This window comes from Glycomyces xiaoerkulensis, assembly GCF_002798405.1.
Classification (GTDB): domain Bacteria; phylum Actinomycetota; class Actinomycetes; order Mycobacteriales; family Micromonosporaceae; genus Glycomyces; species Glycomyces xiaoerkulensis.
Window position 1 is genome coordinate 142,574 of record NZ_PGGV01000027.1, and the last position, 23,355, is coordinate 165,928.

Annotated in this window: 23 protein-coding genes and 1 pseudogene; 15 read left to right on the top strand and 9 right to left on the bottom strand. The window is 65.6% G+C overall.

Features of this window, described 5'->3' with window-relative positions:
- Window positions 1–20: 20 nt before the first annotated feature.
- Entirely contained in the window at window positions 21–476 is a 456-nt protein-coding gene (locus CUT39_RS09345) for a hypothetical protein (protein ID WP_100445844.1), read from the top strand.
- A 231-nt stretch (window positions 477–707) separates the two neighbouring features.
- On the opposite strand, the gene argS is transcribed toward CUT39_RS09345, so the two are convergent.
- From argS to CUT39_RS09365, 4 genes are all read right to left on the bottom strand, one after another.
- Window positions 708–2,471 (bottom strand): arginine--tRNA ligase, encoded by a 1,764-nt coding sequence (gene argS, locus CUT39_RS09350; protein WP_100445846.1) that lies wholly within the window; start codon window positions 2,469–2,471, stop codon window positions 708–710.
- Window positions 2,472–2,544: 73 nt separating this feature from the next.
- Complete coding sequence (locus CUT39_RS09355; RefSeq protein ID WP_100445848.1) at window positions 2,545–3,294, bottom strand: nucleotidyltransferase domain-containing protein; 750 nt, start codon at window positions 3,292–3,294, stop codon at window positions 2,545–2,547.
- The gene (locus tag CUT39_RS09360; RefSeq protein ID WP_114149491.1) at window positions 3,287–4,171 is read right to left on the bottom strand and encodes a class I SAM-dependent methyltransferase; all 885 of its coding nucleotides are present in this window, start codon (window positions 4,169–4,171) and stop codon (window positions 3,287–3,289) included. The genes CUT39_RS09355 and CUT39_RS09360 overlap by 8 nt, the downstream gene beginning before the upstream one ends.
- Window positions 4,168–5,700 (bottom strand): pyridoxal phosphate-dependent decarboxylase family protein, encoded by a 1,533-nt coding sequence (locus CUT39_RS09365; protein WP_198587003.1) that lies wholly within the window; start codon window positions 5,698–5,700, stop codon window positions 4,168–4,170. Before CUT39_RS09365 ends, CUT39_RS09360 begins: the two co-directional genes overlap by 4 nt.
- 184 nt (window positions 5,701–5,884) lie before the next feature.
- On the opposite strand from CUT39_RS09365, the gene CUT39_RS09370 reads away from it, so the two are divergent.
- The 6 genes and pseudogenes from CUT39_RS09370 to CUT39_RS09395 all read left to right on the top strand — a co-directional run bounded on the left by CUT39_RS09370 (window position 5,885) and on the right by CUT39_RS09395 (window position 10,881).
- Window positions 5,885–6,682, top strand: a complete 798-nt coding sequence (locus CUT39_RS09370; RefSeq protein WP_198587004.1) for an aminotransferase class IV — start codon at window positions 5,885–5,887, stop codon at window positions 6,680–6,682.
- A gap of 76 nt (window positions 6,683–6,758) precedes the next feature.
- Complete coding sequence (locus CUT39_RS09375) at window positions 6,759–7,691, top strand: SUMF1/EgtB/PvdO family nonheme iron enzyme (RefSeq protein ID WP_198587005.1); 933 nt, start codon at window positions 6,759–6,761, stop codon at window positions 7,689–7,691.
- Window positions 7,692–7,894: 203 nt separating this feature from the next.
- Complete coding sequence (locus CUT39_RS09380; RefSeq protein WP_100445850.1) at window positions 7,895–8,350, top strand: DNA-binding protein; 456 nt, start codon at window positions 7,895–7,897, stop codon at window positions 8,348–8,350.
- Window positions 8,350–9,075, top strand: coding sequence for an alpha/beta fold hydrolase (locus CUT39_RS09385; RefSeq protein WP_100445852.1), 726 nt, complete (start codon window positions 8,350–8,352; stop codon window positions 9,073–9,075). The genes CUT39_RS09380 and CUT39_RS09385 overlap by 1 nt, the downstream gene beginning before the upstream one ends.
- 506 nt (window positions 9,076–9,581) lie before the next feature.
- Window positions 9,582–10,312: pseudogene (locus CUT39_RS09390) on the top strand (transposase family protein).
- Between the two features lie 197 nt (window positions 10,313–10,509).
- Window positions 10,510–10,881, top strand: coding sequence for a hypothetical protein (locus CUT39_RS09395; protein ID WP_100445854.1), 372 nt, complete (start codon window positions 10,510–10,512; stop codon window positions 10,879–10,881).
- A gap of 173 nt (window positions 10,882–11,054) precedes the next feature.
- Here the strand turns inward: CUT39_RS09395 and CUT39_RS09400 are convergent, their stop codons facing one another.
- On the bottom strand, window positions 11,055–11,261 hold the full coding sequence (locus CUT39_RS09400; protein ID WP_100445856.1) for a hypothetical protein: 207 nt from the start codon (window positions 11,259–11,261) through the stop codon (window positions 11,055–11,057).
- Between the two features lie 267 nt (window positions 11,262–11,528).
- Here CUT39_RS09400 and CUT39_RS09405 point away from each other — a divergent pair, with 267 nt between their 5' ends.
- From CUT39_RS09405 to CUT39_RS09425, 5 genes are all read left to right on the top strand, one after another.
- Entirely contained in the window at window positions 11,529–12,149 is a 621-nt protein-coding gene (locus CUT39_RS09405) for a hypothetical protein (protein ID WP_100445858.1), read from the top strand.
- On the top strand, window positions 12,146–12,643 hold the full coding sequence (locus tag CUT39_RS09410; RefSeq protein WP_100445860.1) for a hypothetical protein: 498 nt from the start codon (window positions 12,146–12,148) through the stop codon (window positions 12,641–12,643). The genes CUT39_RS09405 and CUT39_RS09410 overlap by 4 nt, the downstream gene beginning before the upstream one ends.
- Entirely contained in the window at window positions 12,640–13,086 is a 447-nt protein-coding gene (locus CUT39_RS09415; RefSeq protein ID WP_100445862.1) for a hypothetical protein, read from the top strand. The genes CUT39_RS09410 and CUT39_RS09415 overlap by 4 nt, the downstream gene beginning before the upstream one ends.
- Window positions 13,087–13,250: 164 nt before the next feature.
- Window positions 13,251–13,721, top strand: a complete 471-nt coding sequence (locus tag CUT39_RS09420; protein ID WP_100445864.1) for a very short patch repair endonuclease — start codon at window positions 13,251–13,253, stop codon at window positions 13,719–13,721.
- A gap of 124 nt (window positions 13,722–13,845) precedes the next feature.
- Window positions 13,846–15,135 (top strand): DNA cytosine methyltransferase, encoded by a 1,290-nt coding sequence (locus CUT39_RS09425; RefSeq protein ID WP_232805680.1) that lies wholly within the window; start codon window positions 13,846–13,848, stop codon window positions 15,133–15,135.
- Here CUT39_RS09425 and CUT39_RS09430 read toward each other — a convergent pair.
- Genes CUT39_RS09430 through CUT39_RS09440 form a run of 3 tightly spaced genes read right to left on the bottom strand, consistent with a single transcriptional unit; the run spans window position 15,128 to window position 19,270 of the window.
- Window positions 15,128–16,051: a DUF3883 domain-containing protein gene (locus CUT39_RS09430; RefSeq protein ID WP_100445866.1), complete on the bottom strand. Its 924-nt coding sequence runs from the start codon at window positions 16,049–16,051 to the stop codon at window positions 15,128–15,130. The two genes, CUT39_RS09425 and CUT39_RS09430, sit on opposite strands and share 8 nt — an antisense overlap.
- Window positions 16,035–17,852: a DEAD/DEAH box helicase gene (locus tag CUT39_RS09435; protein WP_100445868.1), complete on the bottom strand. Its 1,818-nt coding sequence runs from the start codon at window positions 17,850–17,852 to the stop codon at window positions 16,035–16,037. Before CUT39_RS09435 ends, CUT39_RS09430 begins: the two co-directional genes overlap by 17 nt.
- Before the next feature lie 11 nt (window positions 17,853–17,863).
- Window positions 17,864–19,270: a ParB N-terminal domain-containing protein gene (locus CUT39_RS09440; RefSeq protein ID WP_100445870.1), complete on the bottom strand. Its 1,407-nt coding sequence runs from the start codon at window positions 19,268–19,270 to the stop codon at window positions 17,864–17,866.
- Window positions 19,271–19,391: 121 nt separating this feature from the next.
- Between CUT39_RS09440 and CUT39_RS09445 the strand changes: the two genes are divergently transcribed.
- Window positions 19,392–20,093, top strand: a complete 702-nt coding sequence (locus tag CUT39_RS09445) for a hypothetical protein (RefSeq protein WP_157930574.1) — start codon at window positions 19,392–19,394, stop codon at window positions 20,091–20,093.
- Between the two features lie 74 nt (window positions 20,094–20,167).
- On the opposite strand, the gene CUT39_RS09450 is transcribed toward CUT39_RS09445, so the two are convergent.
- Window positions 20,168–21,106, bottom strand: a complete 939-nt coding sequence (locus tag CUT39_RS09450; protein WP_198587006.1) for a NaeI family type II restriction endonuclease — start codon at window positions 21,104–21,106, stop codon at window positions 20,168–20,170.
- A 23-nt stretch (window positions 21,107–21,129) separates the two neighbouring features.
- On the opposite strand from CUT39_RS09450, the gene CUT39_RS09455 reads away from it, so the two are divergent.
- Both CUT39_RS09455 and CUT39_RS09460 read left to right on the top strand, forming a co-directional pair.
- On the top strand, window positions 21,130–21,546 hold the full coding sequence (locus CUT39_RS09455) for a nuclear transport factor 2 family protein (protein ID WP_198587007.1): 417 nt from the start codon (window positions 21,130–21,132) through the stop codon (window positions 21,544–21,546).
- A 91-nt stretch (window positions 21,547–21,637) separates the two neighbouring features.
- Window positions 21,638–23,284, top strand: a complete 1,647-nt coding sequence (locus CUT39_RS09460; protein WP_100445876.1) for an FAD-binding dehydrogenase — start codon at window positions 21,638–21,640, stop codon at window positions 23,282–23,284.
- Window positions 23,285–23,355: the final 71 nt, after the last annotated feature.

Here is a 23,355-nt window from a genome sequence, read left to right on the forward strand (position 1 = left end):
AGACGAAGGGAGCCCCGGACATGACGGCATCAGACGATCCGGATCTGAATCAGATCTTGGCGTACCTGTTCGAATTCCGGCCCGAAAGCGCGGTCGACTTCTACAAGCGGACGCTCGGGCAGCCGCTGCCGGAGTTCGACATCGTCGACCCGGGAACCATCCGGATCCAGTCCCCCGAAAGGCCCGAGCTCGACCGCAAGCTGCCGCTGGCGATCCTCCTCCGCGACGGAGACCCGGTGTACGGCATGCTGTTCGACGTGCTCCGGGGCGCGAGCGACGATCAGGCGATGCTGTGGCTGCCCGCGATCGGCAGCGCCCAGGACTCCTACCAGTGCCCCGTGGCGCTCGTGGTGCCGTGCCTGGACCGGGCCACCGCCAAGTGGGCGCTCGCGTACTCCAAGTGGGAGGACCAGGGCTGCTACGCGCTGCCGCTCCTGATTCCCAGTCCGGAGGACCTCATCGGCGCCAAGCGGTGACGCGCCGCTCTCCCGCGGTGCGGCGATGCCGCACGGGCGGGCCCGGAGAGGGCGAGCGGGCATGCCCGCTCGCCCTGGCGCTCCCCCGCAACATTCATACCTGTGGATCACCATGAGCACAGGCATCAACACGAGCAGTTCACCCGACGGGTTCGCCCGAGCCCGATCCCCTGGCCGACGCGATAACCGCTGCAGCGAACCCGCATACCGCTCGACCTCCGTCGTGGACGGCTACATGCGTTCCGGAGCCTCGATACCGAGAAGTCCGAGTCCGTGGGCCAGTGTGCCCTGGGTCAATCGGACCAGGGACAGGCGGTTGCCCCGTGCACTGGCCGTCTCGGCGTTCAAGACCGGGTTGGCCTCGTAGAAACCGGTGAAGGTCCGGGCGAGGCGGTAGAGGTACACGCAAAGGCGGTGGGGTTCGAATTCGGCCATTGTCTCGGCGAGGGCGGCGCCGTAGGCGTCGAGGTGGAGGGCGAGCGCTCGTTCCTCGTTCGACATCGGAAGTGAGTCGTCGACTTCGACCGCGACGTCGCCCGACTTGCGGAGGATCGAGGCCAGGCGGGTGTGGGCGTACTGCAGGTAGACGCCCGTGTCGCCAGTGAGGGCGACCATCTTGTCGGTGTCGAAGGCGTAGTCCTTGATCCGCGAGTTGGACAGGTCGGCGTACTTGACCGCACCGATCCCGGTGACTGCAGCGAGTTCAGCGAGATCCGCCCGGTCGGCTCCGGCGTTCTTCTCCCCGATCACCTTGCCCGCCTTCTCCACCGCGTCGTCGAGCAGGCTCATCAGGCGCACCGTGCTTCCGGAGCGGGTCTTGAACGGTTTCCCGTCCGGACCGAGGACGGTCCCGAAGGGGACGTGGGCGGCCTCGACGTCGCCGGTCAGCCATCCGGCGCGCCGCGCGGCGGCGAAGAGCTGCTTGAAGTGCAGGGCCTGGCGTGCGTCCACGACGTAGAGGATCTGGTCCGCCTTCAGATCCCGCACGCGGTGGCGCAGCGCGGCGAGGTCGGTGGCGGCGTAGCCGAATCCGCCGTCGGCCTTGCGCAGGATCATGGGAACCGGTTCACCGTCCGGTCCCGTGATGTCGTCGAAGAAGACGCAGAGCGCTCCTTCGGACTCGACGGCTATCCCGGCGGTGACCAGTTCATCGACGACGTCGTTCAGTTGGTCGTTGTAGGTGGATTCCCCGGCGTTGTCGTCCTCGGTCAGACTGACGCCGAGCCGCTCGTAGATGGCGTCGAAGGCGTCGGTGGAGACCTTGACCAGGTCGCTCCAGACCGCTGCGCTGGTCTCGTCGCCGGTTTGCAGGGCGACGACGCGGGAGCGGGCGCGGTCGGCGAAGTCCTCGTCGGCGTCGAAGGCGGCGCGGGCCTCCTTGTAGAGCCGGTCCAGCGCGGCGATGTTCGCGGTCGGATCGGCGTCGTCGACCTCGTGCCATTCTGCTTCGGGGTGCTCGGTGAGGTACTGGATGAGCATCCCGAACTGGGTGCCCCAGTCGCCCAGGTGGTTCTGGCGGATCACCGTCGCGCCCTGCGCCTCGGCCAGGCGGGCCAGGGCGTCGCCGATGATGGTGGTGCGCAGGTGCCCGACGTGCATCTCCTTGGCGATGTTCGGTCCCGAGTAGTCGACGACGATCGTCTTGCCCGCCAATGGCGAGCCGACCCCCAGGCCCTCTGCGGCGCCGCGAGAGGCGATCTGGTCCCAGATCGCAGTATCGGTGAGGTCGAGATTGACGAATCCGGGTCCGGAGACCTCTGCGCCGGCGATCACGCCTGCTCCGTCGAGGGCTTCGGCCACGGCGCCGCCGATCTCGCGCGGGTTGCGACCCGACTCCTTGGCTACCGGGAGGGCGGCGTTGGACTGGTAGTCCGCGAAGTCGCTGCGTCGCACCAGTGGCTCCGTCCCGCCGGTCTCGGGCAGGACTCGTCGAATGGCGTCGGCCACGGCGGTCTCGACGGCCTCGACGAGCGGAGTCACTGATTGCGCGTTCACGGATGTCTTCCTTCGGATCGGATGGATGGCCGCGAGAGCGGCGGATTGTTTCCGCAGGTAAGAGTAGCCGAAGCTAGATCGAGCCGGTTGGTGCGGGCCATGCAAGGAGATTGCCGGTAGCCGGGCGCCGATGCTTGTACACTTCGCCGCCTACTTGGGACAGGACGCCGAGCCCGAGGAGTTCGGCCACGATGCTTCGTGCGAGATGCTCCAGATGCGCGCCGGGCTGATAGCCGAGATGATCCTTGCCGGCGGCTCCGGAGGAGTGCACCAGGAGAGCGGATCGAATGTCGTCACAGGTGATGGTCTGCTTGTGGGCGAGCATGACCGAAGCGAGGACCGCGATGGCTCGCACTGCGGCATGCTGGTCTCGCCGATACCGATGCAGGTGCCCGCTGAGGAAAAGATGGGGTCCGGTCAGCGCTCCGAGGATGAGTCGGAATTTGAACTCTCGCGAGTTGAGGTAGGCATCGGTGGGGATCACCACCGGCACTCTCAGTTTCGCCTGGTCCGGGCCGCTGAAGGGCACGAGCGATACTGCGGCGGATAGCTCCGTTGCGGTCGCGGTCAGTTTCACCTCATGCGCGACTTCGTTGTCGAGGCGGAGGCGGTGACGGCGATGCAGGTCAGTGACGGCTTGGGCAAGGTACTGCTTTGTCTGCTCGGGGAGGTCGGTGCCCACGACGTAGAGGAGATCGAGGTCGGAGGTGGGTGAGCCGATTCCGGTCGCCTGGGAGCCGTAGACGATGGCATAGCCGCATTCGGGCAGCACTACCCGACCGATCTCGACTGCGTCCTCGGTCAGTTTCGCGAGGTCAGGCATCGGTGTCCTCTCCTGCCGTGAACTCAATGAGGTAGACGCCCGCAGGCAGGTGGACTGAGCCGTCGCGGCACTGGTTGGCCGCTATGAACGTCGCGACATCGGGTTCAGTGCGACGATCGTTCAAGATCAGCGGATGGGACTTGGCGTGGACGTGGAGAAACCAGCCGCGGGCGGCGTCGGCATCGGGAGCCAACGCGATACCGTCGAAGTGTCGGACCTGTAGTGTTCCGCGCCCATCCCGCTCTGCCCTGGTGAGGGCATCGAGCAGGATTTGGCGACTGAATGAGCGGTCGCCACCAGGGTGCGGAGCGAGGCGTTCCCACAGCCGCGAGACGACTCGCTGTTCTGGTGAATCGGAGTCGAAGAATTCGATGAGCAGATGCCCGCCGGGCTTGAGGAGGCGCACGATTCGGTCGATGAGGCGGCGGGCGGCGGCGACGGCACGACTCCTATCGAGGTGCGGGGTGATGCCGTCGGTATCGAGGCTCTCGAAGTAGGCCATGATCGGGTACGACAGCGACCAGAATGCGCCTATGACGTCAAACGACGCCGGTTCGAAACCGGTCACAGCGTCGGGGAGATCGGCGAGGACGGTTCGAGAGTCGGGGAATCGTTCGGTGAAGGCAACGATCATGGCTTGGCTGGAGTCCACACCGCACAGGCTCGCCGCGTACGGCGCGAGTGCAGCGGTGACCCGGCCGGTGCCGCAGCCCAGATCGCAGACATCCAGTCCAGGCGTCGAGGGATCGCCGTAGCACCTGCGCATCACCTCGGCTGCGAGGTCGACGTCACTGGCATTCCCGAACACATGCGGGAGGAGGAGCTCATCGTAGCGCCCCTGCTGGGAGTAGACGTCGCGGAAGTCCGCTTCGGTCATCGGACCGTCTCCTTTTCGTTTGCGGACCGGTAGAGATCGACGACTAGTGCGTCGAGGTGGTCGAGCAGCTCGGTCATGTGCGCCTCGGTCAAGCGCGAGTTCAGGCTGGTGAACCGCAGGACCTGAACGGTCGCTCCAGGATCGATGCGGCCCAGGTCGTCGGTGAGCGTGAAGGTGTGGAGGAACCAGCGCCGGTCTTGCAGGAGCGCGGTGTGGAGCTCCGCGTTGAATGCGTTGATCCTCTCGACGTTGTCCGAGTTCGGGTCGACTCCGATAGGCAGGTAGCAGAAGGCGACAGCGGCCATATCGGGATCGTTCAGCCGGACCAGCCGAGGATGGGCATCGACCAGATCGGCGAAGTGGCGAGCGAGCCTGACACGCTCCTCAGCGATCCGGGCGAGCCCGGGCCGACCATGGGACCGCATCATCGCCCACAGCTTCAGCGACCCCCAACTCTTCGTGCCAAGGAAGGGCGTGACCTGTCCTAGCGCGAAATCTTCTTGCATGATCAGGTCGGAGAACGTCGAGACGGTCTTCAGTGACTCCGGTCTGCGCACCAGCAGCGCGGAGAGGCTGTAGGGAATCGCCATAACCTTGTGCGGGTCGACGGTGATGCTGTCGAACTGTTCGATGCCCGTGAGTCGGTGCCGTAGCCGCTCGGAGAACGCCATTGGCAGGCCCCAGCAGGCGTCGGCGTGGAGCCAGATGTCCGGACCGGCGCTCCTGACGAGTCGGGCAACCTCGCCGAGCCGATCGATCGTCTGGGTTCGTGAGTCACCCGCGTAGGCAACGACCGCCATGATCCGGCCGACGTTTTCGGCCAGGGCGTCCGAAAGCGCATTGAGGTCGTATCGGAAGCCGCTGGTGGGAACTTCGATCGTGTGAACGCCGGTGCCGATCCAGGTGCAGGCGGCCCGGACGCTGTAATGCCCGATCCCCGCCGGGACGATGATCGAGAACCGTCCGGCATCCTCTACGCCCTCATTCATGGTGCCGGGGGCGCGCTGCTCGCGGGCAAGCATCATGGCGATCGTGTTCGACATGGTGCCACCGGTGGTCATCGCGCCGCCGACCTCCCAGACCGATTCGAGCGCCTCAAGCGGCTGGTTCTCAAACCCGAGCGCATCTCGCAACCAGCGCAGAACCGCGATCTCGACGAACGTCGCGGCCGGGGCGTCGAACCGCTGGTTGATGAGGTTCTGCTGGGAGAACATTGCCAGGACCCCCGCAGCCAGTGCAGCCGGGTCGTCACCCGTATCCCCGAAACCGCAGAACTGAGGGTGCGCTTCGTTCTTGCACCAGGGCAACAGCCTCTCGACGATCTCGGCCGTGACCGCCTCTGCGCCGACTTCGGCTTCGGGGAGCCCGTCAACGAGCTCATCGCGCAGCCTAAGCGGATGGATCGGCTCTGCCAGCGCCGGTGCATCGCGCTTGAACCGGACGGCGGAGTCGATGGCTCTGTGGAGGAGCCGGCAGAGAGCGTGCATGTCGGAACCGCGTTGAGCCGGGATGGCGGGGAGACCGGTCATAGTGATCGCCTGCCTTTCAAGGAGCGGTCTGTCCGCCCTTCAGGAGTTGGTATCCGAGCTTCGCATCGCGGCTGAGCTCGATGGTCGGCCTCACACTGCTCTATCTCTGCCCTGGCACTGCCCCAACTCGCGAACGTGCCTGCGCCGAGTGGCAATCGGCCAGACTCGGTGTCACGATGACCGTGTGATTGCGGAACTCAACGGCAAGCCGATCGAGCCGAGTGCGCTCAGCGGCCTAGCCCTCTACAACTACGGCCACTTCACCTCGCTGACCGCCGATCGCGGCAAGGTACGGGGGCTCGGGCTGCACCTCGACCGCCTGCAACGGGACTGCCGAGCCGTCCACGGATGCGACCTGGACCGCGACGAGGCCCGACGGCTCATTGGGCGGGTGGCCGTCCAGGTTGACGGAGCCTCGGTGCTGCGGGTGACCGTGTTCGATCCCGCCCTCGATCTCGGGCATCCGGGAGAGGACCTACGCCCTCAGTGCTTGGTCACTTCCCGCCGCGCGCCGACGAACGCGCCAGGCCCGATCGCGCTGTCGGTCGCTGAGTACGTCCGAGACTGGCCTGAGGTCAAACACGTCGGCCTGTTCGCCACCGTGGCACTGCGCCGCGCAGCACAGCTCGACGGCTACGACGACGTCGCCTTCCACGACGGCCAGGGTCGGTTGTCCGAAGGAGCGACCTGGAACCTGGGTTTCATCGACGTGGACGGGACGGTCATCCTGCCCGATCAACCCTCCCTGCCGGGGGTGACGCTCCAGCTCCTGTGCGAGGCGCTTGACAAGCATGGCATCGGATGGCGCGAGCGCACGATCAGAGTCGACGACGCGTCGGCCATGACAGCGGGGTTCGTCACCAACGCCGCCGTTGGTGTACGACCCGTGTCGGTGTTCAACGGAAGCGTGCTCGACGCCCACCACCCGCTCCTGGCCGACTTGCGACGGCAGTACTCCGAGATTACCGCAGAAGCAATCTGACAGCTCTGGAGGAAACGGTCGAACTATCAACTCGGTACGCTAAAGAGTATTCCCCAAAACCTCCTCGGAGTACCACGTGGTCACGATCGAACAATGGACCGGGCAGCACGCCGCCGCGCTGCGTCGTGCGCTTCGTTTGAGCATCCGCGAGTTCGCCAAGCTGCTCGGCATCAATGAACGCACCGTTTCCAAATGGGAGGAACGTGGGGCCGCGGTCGTACTGCGTCCGATCAACCAATCCGGTCTGGACACCGCACTTGAGAGTTCAGACCGGCACGCGCAGCAGCGGTTCGCTACCATTATCGCCAGCGAGGGGGGTGCGCTGGCCCTCGGCACCGAATCACCCGCACTCCCCCATACGAACACGATCATCCGCCACACCGGCGACGGCAAGTCGATGGCCCACGTTCCGGCAGGGGTCTACCTCTCCGGAGATCGCGACGCACCTGTGTGGCTGGCGGAGTTCTACATCGATGTCTATCCAGTGACGAATACCGAGTACGCCAATTTCGCCCAGGCCACCGGACATCCGGCTCCGAACCATTGGAATGGTCGGCACCCTCCTGCCGAGCTCGCAGAGCACCCGGTCGTCCACGTCACTCACCTTGACGCCGCCGCCTATGCCTCTTGGGCGGGTAAGCAGTCCCCAACCGCGATGCAGTGGGAGAAGGCGGCGCGCGGGGAGGAAGGCAACCGGTACCCCTGGGGGAACCAGGCCACCGCCGCGAAGTGCAACACCCGCGAATCCGGCCTCGGTTGCACCACCCCGGTCAACTGCTACCACTCCGGCACGAGCGCGTACGGGGTCTACGATCTCGCCGGCAACGTATGGGAATGGACTGCCTCGGAAACCACACCGGGCCGCTTCATACTCAAAGGATCAGCCTTCACCAGCCCGTTCATCATGGCCGAGGCCGCCGCCGTCAACGACGCCGCCGAAACGATGAGCGACGACGACACTGGATTCCGCTGCACTGTTCCCGGCCCGACGGTACCGGAACCCGGATAACACCTTTCGGCCGAAACCGACGTGTCGATGATCTCACCGATCGTAGCGGCCGAGCGACCCCACAGCCCCGGCGACTGGAAAGTCCTGAGCTGGGACCCGGATGCTCGCGGCAATGTCGAGACTTAGCCCCCGCTTCACCGCTCGTAGCCGACACCTGCACCAGATACTTGACAATATCTGTCAAGTAGCTATAGGTTGATCCAATGCTGAATATCGACCCCGACGACCTCGAGCAGGAGCTTCTGGCCCTGGTCGAACGGCGACTGCTCGACCCTCTCGAGATTCTGCTGGGCTCGCCGGATCTCGCGGCGCCTTTGCGCGAGCATCTGAAGGCGCAGACCGCGGATTGGGCCCGTGATCTTCTGGGGGCCGACGACGCCGCCGCGACGGGCACGGCCAGCAGACTGCTCGCTGTCCTGTTCGGCGGCGACGAATTCTCTCCGCCCGACTCTTGGTGGCTGACCTCCTTCGGCCGGATCGTCGCACTCAGGATCGGCTATCCGGGACGGCCGACGATCGCACCGGTCGAAGCCGCCGCCATGCTGGGCATCACCCGCCAAGGCGTCCACGATCTGATTCGGCGGGGCAAACTCGTCAAAGCCGCCGACGGAAAGCTCGTCACCGCTTCGGTGCAGAACCGCCTCAAGGCGGGCGACTGATGCTGGCCGTCACGGAATACGGCGGTCATGGCCGCGATCTCCTCCTGTTGCACGGCACCGGCGGAACCGGCCAGGACTGGGCCAGGGTCGCCGAACACCTCGTCGACGAGTTCTCCGTCGTCGCGGTCGACCTTCCGGGGCACGGCCGCTCACCCGCGCCTGCGCGCTGGACCTTCCCCGAGGTCCTGGGCGAACTGGCCCGGATCGACCTGGACCGCCCAGCCGTCGCCGGCATGTCGCTGGGTGGGATACTCGCCGTCCATTGGGGCGCGCTCCACCCGGAATGCCCTGCCGCGGTGAGCTTCGACGGCCATCGAGCACCTGTCACGGATGTGGCCAACTACCGCGGCCTTTCTCTGGACCGCACTATTGCCCTCAGGTCGGAACTGAAGGCGTCCTTCGACGCCATGCTCTCGATGTTCCCTGCTCAGCAACCCATGTTCGAGCAGATCTCCGAGGCGATGGACGCCGATGACGTCATCCCATTGCTGCAGGACACGCGCGTGCCGACCACAGTGGTCGTCTCGACGCTCGATCTTCCCGGCACTGAGATGTACCACGAGATCCTCGCCGCGTTTCGAGCCGGGCTGAACGACGACCTCGCGCACGCGGCCAGCGTGAACGACCTGGTGCACATCAAGGCGCTCCCGACGACCCACGCCATGCACCTCGAAGCACCTCGGGAGATGGCTGAGCTGATCCGTCAGGCGGCCGTCCCCAGGTAACCCCACATGCCGAAACGTCGTCGATGCTCTCGCCGCACAGTCGCCGATGAGCAGGATCGCGGCCAGGGCATGCCACCGGCCCCCGGCAACCGCGGGTCGGGGACGGCCTCGAGAAAGGGGCTCAGGTCAGCGATCCGGGCCGCATCGAGCGGACACAGTTTCGCCAGCACGGCTGGGATCGGAGCGGATACATCGGCAGACACGGGCAGCTTTCACGGTCGTTGGACTTCAGCACCACAATGATCATGAACACCATGTTTGCTTTGCTATGCGCCCCAATCGGTCACAACCTGGACCTCTCAATGATCGCGGAACCTGAAACTGCGTTCTTGGTGATCAGGGACAGCAGCCCGTCCGCGCCGCCACCGCCGGTCCCTCGGCTTGGACGTTACCGACGAGCGTCTCGGCGTTCCACACGTCAATCACGTCGGCGCCCAAGAGTAACCACCGACTACGAAGGTCCGAGAACCACTCGACAGCAACCCACGACGACCTTCACACGCACCTTGAACTTCACCGCTGATCTCATCCGTGCCCACCGTCGAGCCATCCGCTCGCGCTGGCGGGCTATCGATCCAGGCCAGCAAGCGTTACCGACCCTCACCTACCTCCACCAGGGCCACACCTACGAGCAGTTGGCCCCCGGATTCGGCATCTCCCGGGCCACCGCCGCCCAGCGCGTGCACGAAGTCATCGACCTGCTCTCGGCCCAGGCCCCACGGCTTCGAGCCGCCCTGAGCCGAGCCAAACGCTCGGGTCGGGGCTTCGTGATCATCGACAGCACCCTCATTCGCACCGACCGGTTGGCCGCCGACCGCCCGTATTACCAGTTCAAGCACCGATCGCATAGGATGAACCTGCAGGCGGTGGCCGATGCGGACGGGAACCTGCTGTGGGTCTCGGGGGCGATCCGCGGCTCAATCCACGACACCGCCGCAGCCCGGATCTGGCAGCTCCCGCGCCTGCTGCGCGAGCACGACCTGTTCGCCTTGGCGATAAGGGGCATCAGGGCCTGGACCACGACCTGGTGGTCACGCCGTACAAGGGGAGGGGCAAGCCCGAGTTCCAGAAGTCCCAGAACCGGCTCCACGCTCGCCTGCGCGGGCCCGGCGAGCGAGCCTTCGCCGAACTCAAGAAATGGCGCATTCTGCGCAAACTCCGCTGCGGCCCCTTCCAGGCTACCCAGATCGCCCGCGCCATCGCCACCCTCAACGTTCAAGAGCGCCAATCACAATGAGAGAACCTCAATGTGTTTGCGACTGCTGTTGTACCAGGAGCTTCACTATTGCCGTACTACGGAACTCGCTTACAATGAGAGAGGTTCAGTGTTCACCAGACCGAACCCCCCTTCACTCAAGGTATCTCACTGCATTCAGGGCTCTCATGTCCATGTGTACAGGATGTGCACTGCTCGCACTGGACAGGAGCTTGACCGTGAACAATCTACAGATCAAGTCTGGCTGGAGGCCTTCGGACAAGGCACTCGTAAAGATCAGGACGTCACTCGACGCGCTTGACGAGAAGACCGCCGAGATGAGGACCGAAGCCAGCGGTCACGACGAACTCGACGCCGCCGTCTTCGATCTAGCCTTGGCCTACGAGGCAATTAACGACAGCATCCGACGCCAGCTCGAAGCCGAGGACTGGCGCGGGCTCATCAAAGCCGCCCTCGCAGCGCGCTGCCAACTTCGAGGTGGCGAGGTCACCCTGCAGACCGAAGAGGTCGCCGACGCAATCTGGGCTCCAGCCGACCTGATCGCGAACCAGACCCCCGAAACCTCCTCGAAGAGCACATCTGAGCCGTAGCTCCGCTGATGGATTCGGGCGTGGCGGTGTGGGGTTCGCCGCCGCTCCTCCGCAGCGCCGCCGCGTCCGACCTCGCTCCCTTCATGGTCGATAACGCTATCCGTGGCCCTCGCTCGACGACGGCTCGATATCGGTGGCCCGGTCTGCTGCCGGGCCACCGATGCCCGGCAGAGCTAATCGACTGTGGGCATCGGGGCCGGGGTCGCGTTCCGCATCCGGTCCTCGTCCCATTCGGAGCCGTCGTGCGACGCCGGAGCATCGGTCGGTGTATCCGGTGGCTCGTCCTGGCCGGACTGGGAGACCGCCGCGGTCCACACGCTGATCCCGGCGACGACGGCCGACACCGCGCCCGCCGCGATCAGCCATACTTTCTTGGACATGGATCGACCTTAACAATGTGGACCCGGAATGTCGTCTGCCCAAGATCAGACACTCGCCGTTGCGCGGACTGCCGCCGATGCGGGCGGAGATCATGGAATTCGGACGACATGCGTGTCGGTGGTTGACTCACCCGACAGCACGTGTAACAGTCCCGATACGCGCAGTGCGCGTACTTCCGATCCAACTCAATAGACAAGCCGGCGGGCCGCCACATCAGATTGCCGTCTTCGAGGCGGCCCGCCTCCAACCAGAGAGGAGAACCTCCCGTGGTAGGAGTCAGCCTACGCGAAAACCGCCTCGGCGCAACCGAGCAAAACGCCGTCGAGCGGCACGCCCACCGCCCCGGCCAGCGCCCCGAGCACCGGCACCGGCCAGGGGACACCTGGCAGATCGGCGGCCGCCAGCACGACCCGCACGACCCCGGCCCCTACGGCACCTCGCACTGGCGTCAGGACCACCGCACCGGACGCCACCGCCGCGGCGAGCTGCCCGACCCACTCCCGCCCGAACCGAGACCGGCGCCGCGCCCACGCCGCTACTGGGAACCGTCCGCCCCCGCCGATGACGACTACCTCGGCTGGGACCGCGAAGACGCCTGGGAAGCGTGGATCCGCGACTCCGAGCCGCTCGCTCGCGCCCACCACACCGCCGCCGAACGCGAATGCGGCCGCCAGATCGCGCTCCTGATCCGACTCATCCGCTGGATCCTCGCCGTCATCGCCTTCCACAGGGCATCCCGGGTTCCCGAGGAAGCGGCGCAGCCGGGCATCTCCGAACCGCACCACGAGACCCGCGCACCGGGCCGCACCGCGCACTGCGTCACCGGCTGGGAGGACCACTTCGACATGCTCCACGCTACCACCGTGATCGGAGGCGGCCTCCGATGACACTCAATCTCCACGAACGGAAGCGTCTCTTCCGGTCCCACGCGATCGCCGTGCTCCGCGGCGACCGCCGCGAGGCGAATCGCCTGGGACAGACGATCCAATCCGAGCACCACCTGGCCCACCAGATGTTCCTCTTCGCCGTCTTCACCGCTGCCGTCGCCGACCACTTCGGCGACGACCTCGACCGGTCAGCGCTCGCCCGGCTCATCGCCGGGCTCCGGGCCGACCGGCCCAACCTGCCGCAGCTCAAGACCGAGGCGCTCGTGCGGGTCCTCTACGGAGAAGGTCGGCTCTACCTCGATGTCCCGCAGGCCGACCACCCGGCCTCGATGTGGGCCGTGCTGAAAGCGCTCCTCGGCCCAGATCGGACCGACGAAGCCCTGGCCGACCTGTTCGACCGGGCCGACACCACCGGCCGCGAACTGGTCGCCGCCGTATTCGAATCCGAGGCCCTCTACGGCTACCGCGACGACCGCCGGGAGGAATACGCATGACCCCGGCGGAGCTGCACCGCGCCGCGATCACCGCGCTCGCCTTCGGCGACGAGGCCCGCCACCGGCGCCTGACGCAGCGGTTCGACCGCCACGATCCGGAGAGCGCCTTCGATCATCTGGAGGCGGTCGCCACCGTCTGCCTGGTCGACCGGTTCTGCGGCCCCGGACCGGTCGACCACCGGGTTCTCGCGGCGTTCCTGGACGAACTCCGGGCCACCGCGACCGGCACGGCGCCCCCACCGAACTTCCTCGAAGTGGAGGGTGCCATCCGCTCGGTCCTCGGAGAGCCGCACCTGAGCTCGGAGATTCCACCAGGCCGCCGCACCGAGGCGCTGGTGATCGTCCTGCGCTACCTGACCGACACCACGGCTGCGATCCGCGGTGACTTTGACGCCGTCATCGACCACGCCCGGGAGCTGTTGCAGGACCGCCTGCCCGCCTGAAGACCTTCGCCTCCCAAACCGGGGCCGGCCGCACGGTGGGAGCGACCGGCCCCGCCCCGAGATGTCATTCCGAGTCCTCACGTGATCGGTTTTCGGCTTCCTGACTCCGGGGATCTAAGATTCAGCCGAGTCTTTTCAGTGCTTTGAATTTCTGGAGCTGCCGCATGAGCAAATCGCCTTCCCCCGGCGCCTGGGTCGCGCCGGACGGGTCGTGGGCATCCTCAGCCGCCAACCGCAAGAGCATGCTGGGCAACCGGAACCGAGACACCTCCCCCGAGCTGGCACTGCGATCGCTGGTACATGCCGCCGGGTTGCGCTACCGGGTTGCGGCTAAGCCCCTCCGCGAGATGCGCCGGACCGCCGACCTCGTCTTCCGACCTGCGAAGGTCGCGGTGTTCATAGACGGGTGCTACTGGCACGGGTGCCCTGAGCACTTCGTGATGCCTAAGACCAACACCGACTACTGGCAAGGCAAGATCGGCCGCAACGTTGCTAGAGACCGTGACACCGACCACAGGCTCGAAGAGGCGGGTTGGGTCGTCCTGCGGTTCTGGGAGCACGAGCCTCCCGAGGACTGCGCCGGGGTGGTCTGCGACGTCGTCACCGCGCGCCGGTCCGGCCGATCTGTGGCTTAAGCAGAGTTCTGGTGCGGATGAGGCCAGATTGTCGGAGCCTGATCATATCCTCGGCTGACCGGTACGGCAGACTGTCTGCCCGGTGGGGGGTTCGACGGCTCCGCTCAAGAAAGGGGACTGTGTGGTGGCACAGCAGCACAAGCACCAATTCAAGGTCGTGGAGATCTGCGCCGGCGCCGGCGGGCAGTCGCTCGGACTTGATCGGGCGGGGTTCGGACACGAGCTGGCGGTGGAGCTGGACCCGAACGCGGCCAAGACGCTAATGCACAACCATGACGAATGGGATGTGCGGATCGGCGACGTAGCGGACCCCAAGGTCTGGAACCCGTCTGACTACGAAGGAGTTGACCTGCTCGCCGGAGGCGTGCCCTGTCCCCCGTTCAGCATCGCCGGCAAGCAGCTCGGTGCGAACGACGAGCGCGACCTCTTCGCTTGGGCAGTCGAGCTGTGCGGCAAGGTCCGCCCGAGGGCACTGCTGCTGGAGAACGTGCGCGGCCTGAGCACGAACCGCTTCACCGGCTATCGGCAGCACGTGCTCGACCGACTGAACGAGCACGGCTACATCGGCCAGTGGAAGCTGCTCCACGCCTCCGACTTCGGAGTCCCCCAGCTCCGGCCCCGCTTCGTCCTGGTGGCGCTCCCGGCCGAGCACGCACAGTACTTCCGATGGCCCGACTCGGGCGGGACTCCCCCGCCTACCGTCGGCGAGGCGCTGAAGGACCTCATGTCCGCGCGCGGATGGAGGGGCGCCGATGACTGGGCGCGAAAGGCCGACAGGATCGCGCCCACGATTGTCGGCGGGTCGAAGAAGCACGGCGGGGCCGATCTCGGACCTACCCGCGCTAAACAGGCGTGGGCCGCCATGGGTGTCGACGCGATGGGCGTGGCAGATGCGCCCCCGGAAGCAGGCTGGGAACCGCCCGAGATGGTGCCGGGCCCAAAACTGACCACCGAGATGGTCGCGAGGATCCAAGGCTGGAACGACCCCGGGGAATGGGAGTTCACCGGCAGGAAGACCAGCCGCTACCGCCAGATCGGAAACGCCTTCCCCCCGCCGGTCGCCGAAGCTGTGGGGTCTGCGATCGCGAGAGCACTCCGCAAGGAGGGGGAACCGCAGACGCTCATCGAATCGACCAGTACCGTCCTCGACCCAGTCTACAAACTACTGAGCAGTAGCTCGCGAGCGATGGCAGCTGACACCATCCTCCGCAGACTATCCAAGGCCGGGGTGCAGATGGATCAACCCGAGCTCGAGCGCCGACTGATTCACCTGAGCCATGATTTCGAGATCGTCGAGAAGCAGCGCCGCGACGGCGCCCGCACCTACCGGCTCAGCGAGTTCAAGGCTTTCCTGGGCCAGGAGGATCACGATCGCCAGGTGCTCTTCTCCAAACACCGCGCAAGGATCAGCTGACCGCTCCGGCGGACCTCCTTGTCACCTCCGGGGTTGAGCCAGCTGTCTCTAAGAGCATTTGCCGCCAGGAGGCTGCATTCGTTAGGAGCGGGCCCGGAGGATCTGCCCCAAGGGCGGTCGCAAGTCGCGGGAATCCAGGCTCGATTTCCTCGGCCGGAATGTCTAGGCGAAACGACTCCCATCTCCCGTGGGTGTGCGTGTCGGCTGGGGCGCTGGCAGAGATCAGTTCCTTGGAGACGGTTCCGATTGCGAGCATCTTCAACTGCCTGTCCAGTAGCACAGCAACCATCTGCCAGTCCGCGTCCCGCAACATGGTCTCGAACTCAGTGCGCGACAGGTAAATCGAAAGTCTATTTCGCCTTGTTGTGGACTTGACCTCGATATGAGACCGGTAGGACCCGCGACGTACCAGCAGGTCGTACCCCAGTCCATCACTGTAGGACGCGACGTGCTCGACTGATGCAGTCGTCGACTCCTCGATCAGCTTCGCCAGAGCCAGCTCGCCAGCGTCGCCGATTCGCTTCCTCTCCTCGGCGTCCACTCTCCCCCAGGCTGAGATCACACATGCGTAGGCCTCATCAAGGCTCAGGCCGAGCGCTTCCGCAGCGCGAACCGCATCAGCAGGAAGTTCGTCGGGGTCTCGGACGAGTAGGTCGGCGTCTCTGAACCATAGCGGGGCATCGCTGATCAGAGTCTGCTCCAGGACGGCATACTCGATTCGGCCGCAGGGAGGTCGAACTTGGAGCAGGCCAGACCTGGCCAACCAGTCGTAGGCAGTCTCGTACTGCGTGGCTGTGATGCCGCCGGACCCTCGGCCGGAAGTCAAGATCGCCCTGGCCCTGGCAACCCCGCTCGACGGCAGAAGTTCGAGCCAGCGGACTGCGGCGCGGAGGACCGGCTCAGGCGGGGTAGGCATGGAGGTGCCCCATCAGAGCTTTGATGTCATCAGGATTCAAGCCCCCGCTCACGGGCTCGTCCTCGCTGAGATCCCCGAGCTCCTTCACTGAAGGGTCATCGAGGATCCCGCCCATGAATCTCAGCTTGGTCTCCAGCCTTTGGGCGACGACCTCATCAATGGTCCCCTCTGAGGCGAGGATAGTGACCTTGGTCGTAGTGTCCTGCGGAAGGCCAAGGCGGTGAATTCTATCGAGGCTCTGGAGGAAACGTCCGGCGGCGAAGTCTCTGTCGATATAGACCGCGTCGTGACAGTCATGGTGGAGACTGATGCCTTCGCCGAGCGTGGCGGGATTCGAGAGGAGGACCATGCAGGCGGGATCTCTCCGAAACCTCCTGAGCTGCTCCTCCCGGTCCTCGGTGCCCCCGTGGACGACTGCCGGCGAGAACCTGGACATCATTCGCTCGAGCGTGTTCAAGCTGCGTATGAAAGTGGACCAGACCAGGGTCTTCCTACCCTGTTCGGCGTTTTCCGCGACGATGTGCAGTGCCTCAGCGAACTTCGGAGACATCTCGTAACTGGGCAGGTCCGCCATAAGATCGAACAGCCGCGACCCCTCTGGCTCCTTGAGCGGGGGCACTCGGTACTCGAGCGGTTCGTATCTAGTGGAACCCACAGACAGGAGCGCAGGGCTCGTAGCAGCCATCAGCAAATAGACGATCGTCCGTCCCAGGCTCTGGAAGTCGGCCTCGTAGCCAGCAGCCCTGGAGGAGAAGCGCCCCGTCAGCGCATCGTATACCTCCCGGTGGCGCGGAGGCATTTGGACGAGCCGCAATTTCGGCGATTCCATCGGTGGGAGCTGGAGCTCCTTCTTCGTGGTCCTGGTGAACAAGGGCTTCAGAACTCTGCTCGCTTTCGCCAGGTCGCCGCCCGCAACTGCCTGCACCACTTTCCTGCGCCCATAGCCGGGCCACACGAAGCCGAGCAGGCTTTCCAGGTCGCGGGCGCCGTTCGGCGCCGGAGTGCCGGTGAGAATGAGCCTGCGGCGAGCCAGCGGGCCGAGGGCTAGACATGCGGCCCCATATGTTCCGTCCGCACCGCGCTTCATACGGTGGGCCTCGTCGAGCAGCAGCATCGACGGAGCGTCTGACAGCCATTTCCCGAGCACTCCCAATGACCTGCTTATGCGCTCGTAGTTGACGAGAAGACCGTCCGCTGCCGGGTCGGGACGCCCGTCGAGCACCTTCATTCGCATTGGGTCAGGCAGGCATTCTTCGTTCTCACCGAGCCATGACTCGTATGAGGACTTCGGTCCGACGACCAGGATGCGCTCCACCACGCCCTGCTGGCGCAGCGCCTGAAACACCGCGAGGCCGACCCGCGTCTTCCCCGCTCCAGGGACCGAGAAGTTCGCGCCGTGCCGCAGCGACAGCAGCTTCGCAACATCTCTCCGCTGGAACGCGGTGAGCTTGTCGTCCCAGGCTGGCCCCAGAAGTATCGAGACCTGGTCCGGATCCACGGCTTCGTCGACTGAGCCTTCGAGTCGCCTGGTTACGCTCTGTGCGTCTGACGCTGAATCGGCGGCGAGGGCTTTGAGCGATGGGGACCACTCCACTCCGGGCTTGTCGGGCCAGCTGTTCAGGACGCCCAGATTGGCGAACAGGTCGTCGATCTCCACTTCGATCGAGGTAGGAGACCGCTGGATACAGCTGCTGAACCGGAGCGCCAACCGCCGCAGGTCCTCCTCGTACTCGGGTCTTGCCCTGAGCACGGCGTGAGAGGTGTCGTCACTGAATTCGAGGTGAAGGCTTCGATCCGCCATACGCACCGCTCCTAGGCGTTGTTCACCGATTCCAGCAGCCATTCGACTCCGGTTCCTGGGGTGTCGAAGGCTCTGCCCGCGTATTTGGCGAGACGGGCCAACTCGTCCCTGAGAGCAATGAGCGCATCGTCGAATGCCTCCTCGTCGAGCGCGCCCTTCGCACGCGCCTCCGCGAACTCAGCGGCGCACTGGCGAACATGGTCGGCGGCGTCGGTGAGCCGCTCGGGGACTACAATCTGGCGCTTTTTGAGCTGGGCGTTCTGTCCGGCCAGCTTCGCTGCATTGGAGAAGACCTTGCCTGCCTTGTCAAGGCGATTGCGGGACTCTCCTGCCGCTGCAGTTTCCCCACTGGGCGATCGGGTGGTGGCGAAGTCCTTCAGGAGCTGGTCTGTGAGGCTGCGCACCTTCTTGACCTGGGAGCTCTCCCCTGGAACCTCCACTTCAAGGCCGGGCACCTGCACGGGTTCCGACTCCTGGCTCTGGGGCCGCAGCTCTTCAGGCAGGCTCTCGGCCAGATAGCGTTCGTAGAAGTCTGGCTCAACGAGCCGCATGGAGGTCTTCGCGAAGTCGAGGAGGAGCGCCGCCAGTCTCGACTCTTTCAACCGCTCCGCCTCGTCGGGGTTGGTCTTGGCAAGTTTGGTGAAGTCGCGCTGGAGCTCACGGAGCTTCTCCTGATGGTCCTCGAAGTCGATCAACCGGAGGCTGGTCCCATCATCTGTGCGGCTGCGTTCGATCGCTTCCTGGATCAACTTGTAGACCCACCGGTCTTGCTGGAGGGTCTTGGTCTTGATACCGAACTCTCTCGCAATATCGTTCTCGTTGCGGCGCTTCTTGATCTCATCCTCTATGGCGAGGAGCCGATTGATGTAGGAGTACTCCCTGCGCTTGACGCTGCGCAGTTGGATCCGCAGCTCAACGTCGTTGATGTCGTTCTGGGAGGTGTCATCCGGCAGGACTCCGACCCGGATGTACTCCTTTCCAAGGTCCTTCAACGCAGCGCAGCGAGTGTTCCCGTCAACGAGGACCCCTTTCGGGGTGATGATCCCCGGGTCCCTCTGGTCGAAGGTCTCCAGCTGCTCCTTGAGCGCGATGTAGTCCGGGTCGGTCTTCTCGGGATCGGAAGGATTGCAGCGCAGCAGGTAATGCAGGTAGTCCTGGGCTTCCTCGCTCCAGGGGTCCGAATCGAGCACAGCGTCCCGCTTCGCATCCAACGTTCGCTGCGCACGAATCCTGTGGGTGTCGGGGTTGAAGTAGAGCACATTGAGAGGGATCGATATCACATGCAGGTGCTTCTCCTCGCCGCCCCGCCACGGGACGGTGATCTTTGCTCCATCATCCTGCCTGGCCTGTCTCAACCGCCCCTCGATGATCGATTCGATCTTGCCGCTCTGCACCGACTGACCCAGCTCGTCTCGCATGGCCCCTCCATGGGATGCATGTCTCCTCTACGTCCATGACATCATGTCAGGAGGCACTGACGTCCTATTGGGCCACTGCTGCATGAGCGTGGCGCGGACACCTGACGAAACGGAGCAGCTCGTGTCCGAACCTACTTGGAACGATCCTGACCTCAAGGCTGGTGTCATGGTGCGGGGTGCGCTGTGGCTCAAGCAGTTTGTCGGCGAAGGTAACATTTTCACAAAACACCAGGTCAGAGAGGCTTTCCCCGATACCTCCCAGGCCGACCGGCGCATCCGGGACCTGCGGAAGTTCGGCTGGGTGATCAATACCAACCAGCAGGACGCTTCGCTCACTCCTGAGGACCTGCGGCTCGTGCGGATCGGCGCTGCGGTCTGGGACAAGCGGGCGAGGGCTGAGGCCTCCAAAGGTTCGAAGAGGAAGACGCTCAGCGCGAAGGCTCGCCAAGAGACGTTCGCGCGTGACGACTACATGTGCAGGACCTGCGGGATTGCGGGCGGAGAAACCTATCCGGACGACCCTGTGCACTCCGCAGTCCTCTCGATTGCGAACCGCGAGGTCGTACGGCCGGACGGCGATGCCAACGAAATGCCAGTCACGCAGTGCAAACGCTGCAACTCCGGATCCAATGGCAAGGCGGCACGCCTCGACAGAGTCGAGGCTGCAGTCGACCGCCTTGAACCCACCCAGCAAGCCGAGTTCAAACAGTGGGTACACCAAGGGAAGCGCAGCTGGACCGACCTCGAGCGGGCGTGGAGCGCCTTCTGCGGCCTCCCTCCGGAGGCCCGAGCGCTCATTGAATCGCGGATCAAGGACGAGTAGCGGCAGACACTAACGTATCGAGGGCTCGCAGTGCTTCGGAACCGACGCGAAGGGCTCCTGATCTCGTGACTACGCTACTCATCGCCGGAGGACTTGGGTTCGCCGACGACCGGCGCAGGCTCGTCGGATACCTCACCGGGTCTGGCACGCCGCCACCAACCTCCGTCGATCTGTACTCCCTCGCCTTCTGCAGCACGCACAACGCGGACGGAGATGTACTCGTCTGCGAGCGGCACGGCGACCGCGAGTCCTTCAGCCAGTCTCCGGTGGTACTTGCCGCTGAGGACCAGGTAGCCCTCCTTGCGTAGCACGGTGCGTGAGCCGCCGTTGCCGCGGACGCGCTTCTGAGGGTCCAGTTGCTTGGCAACTGTGGCCACGCTGTTGCGGTGGACGATCATGCCCTCTGCTTCCCGGAACAACCGATGCGTGCGCTGTGTCCCGTGGATATGGTCAAAGATGTGATCGACCGTCTTCCTGGGGAGCTGGAGCAGCACGTTCGGCCGCAGAGGAGCATCCCTCCACAGCCAGCGGATGGAGCGTCTGCCCAGTTCGTTTAGTTGACTCTTCTGGTCTCGATTGCCCTTCGCCCTGCGTACCTCGTCGGTGGCTCGGATGAGCCCGAGCGACCAGACCGAGTCCTGGTCGCTGCCAGTGGCGACCAGCGCGATCTCATCGAACACCTCGGGAGGCAGCATCCATTCGCCTGACCGCTGACTCCACTTGGCGTCGACCTGGTGTGCGGCGATCCTGTAATCGGTCTTGACGCCGTCGGCGAACCCGAACTCACGCTGGGCGTTGATTTCGAACATGGTCCCGAAGTGCGTCTTCTCAGTCTTCATCAGCTGATCCCAGCGGTACCGGCCAGTCTGCTGCCCGAGATAGACCATGTCGTAGGTGCGCCGGATCGCTGCAGACCATTTCATTCCGTCAGGGTCCAGGCGGAGTATCTCCTGGGCGACGGCGTCCAGTGCAGCATCGGCTGAGGCAGTCGAATGGCTGGTAGGAATGCTCACAACCTGTAGCCTAGCGGAGACCCATGACTACTCAGAGGGACCACCACCTGCGGCTGGAGGGAGGAATGGCGATCTATCAGGAACTGACGGAGCTGGAGCGGGCCGGTTGGGATTCGCTGTGCGAGGGGACCGGCTCGGAGTTCTACGGCGGGCTCATGACCCCGGACGGGGTCATGGTGCTGGCCCACGGGTTCGCGCTGGACCGCGAGGCGGTGGTCGCTTCGCTCCGGGACGCACCCCCTTGGAGCGGCTACACCATCTCCGACGAGCGGCTGGTGCGCATCGGGGTGGACGCGGCCGCCCTGACCTACCGCGCTCGGGCCTGGCGCGACGACGACGGCGGGAGCTTCGTCGCGCTGATGTCGTCGGTCTACGTGCGCCACGACGGCTCCTGGCGGCTCGCGCTGTACCAGCAGACTCCGGTGCCCGCGCAAGGCTGATTCCGTTGACTCGGGCAACTGGTGGTGGTATACCTCACCCTACGCGCCGGTAATTTCGGTGCGCCCCTCACGATTGGAAGGTGCGCGGGCCGTGGACAGTGACGTCATCGTGGTCGGGGCCGGACTGGCCGGCCTGGTCGCCACCACCGAGCTGGTCCGGCTCGGCAAGCGCGTCATCCTGCTCGACCAGGAGGGCGAGCAGTCGCTCGGCGGGCAGGCGCACTGGTCGTTCGGCGGCCTGTTCCTGGTGGACTCCCCCGAGCAGCGGCGCATGGGCATCAAGGACTCCCCGGAGCTGGCCCGGCGGGACTGGCTGGGGTCGGCCGGGTTCGACCGGCCCGAGGACGAGTGGCCCCGGAAGTGGGCCGAGGCCTACGTGGAGTTCGCCGCCGAGGAGAAGCGCGCCTGGCTGCACGGCCTGGGGGTCCGGTTCTTCCCAGTGGTCGGCTGGGCCGAGCGGGGCGGGTACACCGCTGAGGGGCACGGGAACTCCGTGCCTCGGTTCCACATCACCTGGGGCACCGGCCCCGGGCTCGTCGAGCCGTTCGAGCGGTCGGTTCGCGAGGCCGCCGCGGACGGCCGCGTCCGGCTCGCCTTCCGGCACCGGGTCGACGAGTTGACCGTCTCCGGCGGGGCGGTCACGGGCGTGAGCGGCGCCGTGCTGGCCGACGACGCCTCGCCCCGCGGGGCGGCCACCAGCCGCGAGGTCGTCGACGATTTCGCCTTCTCGGCCGAATCGGTGGTCGTCACCTCCGGAGGGATCGGGGGAAACTTCGACCTGGTCCGCGAGCACTGGCCGAGCCGGATCGGGCCCGCGCCGCGGCGGCTCATCTCGGGCGTCCCCGCGCATGTGGACGGAAGGATGCTCGGCGTGGCCGAGTCCGCGGGCGCCAACTTCATCAACCGCGACCGCATGTGGCACTACACCGAGGGCATCGAGAACTGGGATCCGATCTGGCCGCACCACGGCATCCGGATCCTGCCGGGGCCGTCGTCGCTGTGGCTGGACGCGACCGGGAAGCGGCTGCCTTCGCCGCTGTTCCCCGGTTTCGACACGCTCGGAACGCTCGAGCACATCATGACCACCGGGCACGAGCACACCTGGTTCGTGCTCACGCAGCGGATCCTGGAGAAGGAGTTCGCGCTCTCGGGGTCGGAGCAGAACCCCGACCTGACCGGGAAGAATGTCCGGTTGCTTCTGAAGCGGGTGCTCCCCGGGGCGCCCGGGCCGGTCGAGGCGTTCAAGCGGCGCGGTGCCGACTTCGCCGTGGCCGACACCGTTCCCGAGCTCGTCGAGAACATGAATTCCATCACAGAGGACGACCTGCTCGATCCGGACGACGTCCGCGAGGCGGTCGCAGCCCGCGACGCCGAGATGGACAACCGGTTCACCAAGGACCTCCAGGTCACGGCCATGCGCGGCGCCCGCAATTACCGCGGCGACCGGCTCATCCGGGTCGCCTCCCCGCACCGGCTGCTCGACCCCAAGGCCGGCCCCCTCATCGGCGTGCGGCTCAACCTCCTCACCCGCAAGACCCTCGGCGGGCTGCAGACCGATCTGGACGGCCGGGTGCTGCGCCCGGACGGGAAGCCGCTCGCGGGCCTGTTCGCCGCCGGGGAGGCCGCCGGGTTCGGGGGCGGCGGCATGCACGGATACCGCTCGCTCGAGGGCACCTTCCTGGGCGGATGCCTGTTCTCCGGCCGCCGGGCCGCCCACGGCGCGGCCGGGCGGCGTTGATAGCTTCGGCCGCAGGAACAGCGGGCCTGTTCGCGAACGCCGAGGCCCGCAGCGCTGAAGCGCCTGTTGAC

Bases quoted from the DNA above. Each gene is read 5' to 3' on its own strand.
- CUT39_RS09435 (WP_100445868.1), bottom strand. From the start codon at position 17,852: ATGGCGGATCGAAGCCTTCACCTCGAATTCAGTGACGACACCTCTCAC.
- CUT39_RS09355 (WP_100445848.1), bottom strand. From the start codon at position 3,294: ATGCCTGACCTCGCGAAACTGACCGAGGACGCAGTCGAGATCGGTCGG.
- CUT39_RS09410 (WP_100445860.1), top strand. From the start codon at position 12,146: ATGACACTCAATCTCCACGAACGGAAGCGTCTCTTCCGGTCCCACGCG.
- CUT39_RS09440 (WP_100445870.1), bottom strand. From the start codon at position 19,270: ATGCGAGACGAGCTGGGTCAGTCGGTGCAGAGCGGCAAGATCGAATCG.
- CUT39_RS09385 (WP_100445852.1), top strand. From the start codon at position 8,350: ATGCTGGCCGTCACGGAATACGGCGGTCATGGCCGCGATCTCCTCCTG.
- CUT39_RS09430 (WP_100445866.1), bottom strand. From the start codon at position 16,051: ATGCCTACCCCGCCTGAGCCGGTCCTCCGCGCCGCAGTCCGCTGGCTC.
- CUT39_RS09380 (WP_100445850.1), top strand. From the start codon at position 7,895: ATGCTGAATATCGACCCCGACGACCTCGAGCAGGAGCTTCTGGCCCTG.
- CUT39_RS09360 (WP_114149491.1), bottom strand. From the start codon at position 4,171: ATGACCGAAGCGGACTTCCGCGACGTCTACTCCCAGCAGGGGCGCTAC.
- CUT39_RS09365 (WP_198587003.1), bottom strand. From the start codon at position 5,700: ATGACCGGTCTCCCCGCCATCCCGGCTCAACGCGGTTCCGACATGCAC.
- CUT39_RS09455 (WP_198587007.1), top strand. From the start codon at position 21,130: ATGACTACTCAGAGGGACCACCACCTGCGGCTGGAGGGAGGAATGGCG.
- CUT39_RS09345 (WP_100445844.1), top strand. From the start codon at position 21: ATGACGGCATCAGACGATCCGGATCTGAATCAGATCTTGGCGTACCTG.
- CUT39_RS09420 (WP_100445864.1), top strand. From the start codon at position 13,251: ATGAGCAAATCGCCTTCCCCCGGCGCCTGGGTCGCGCCGGACGGGTCG.
- CUT39_RS09415 (WP_100445862.1), top strand. From the start codon at position 12,640: ATGACCCCGGCGGAGCTGCACCGCGCCGCGATCACCGCGCTCGCCTTC.
- CUT39_RS09400 (WP_100445856.1), bottom strand. From the start codon at position 11,261: ATGTCCAAGAAAGTATGGCTGATCGCGGCGGGCGCGGTGTCGGCCGTC.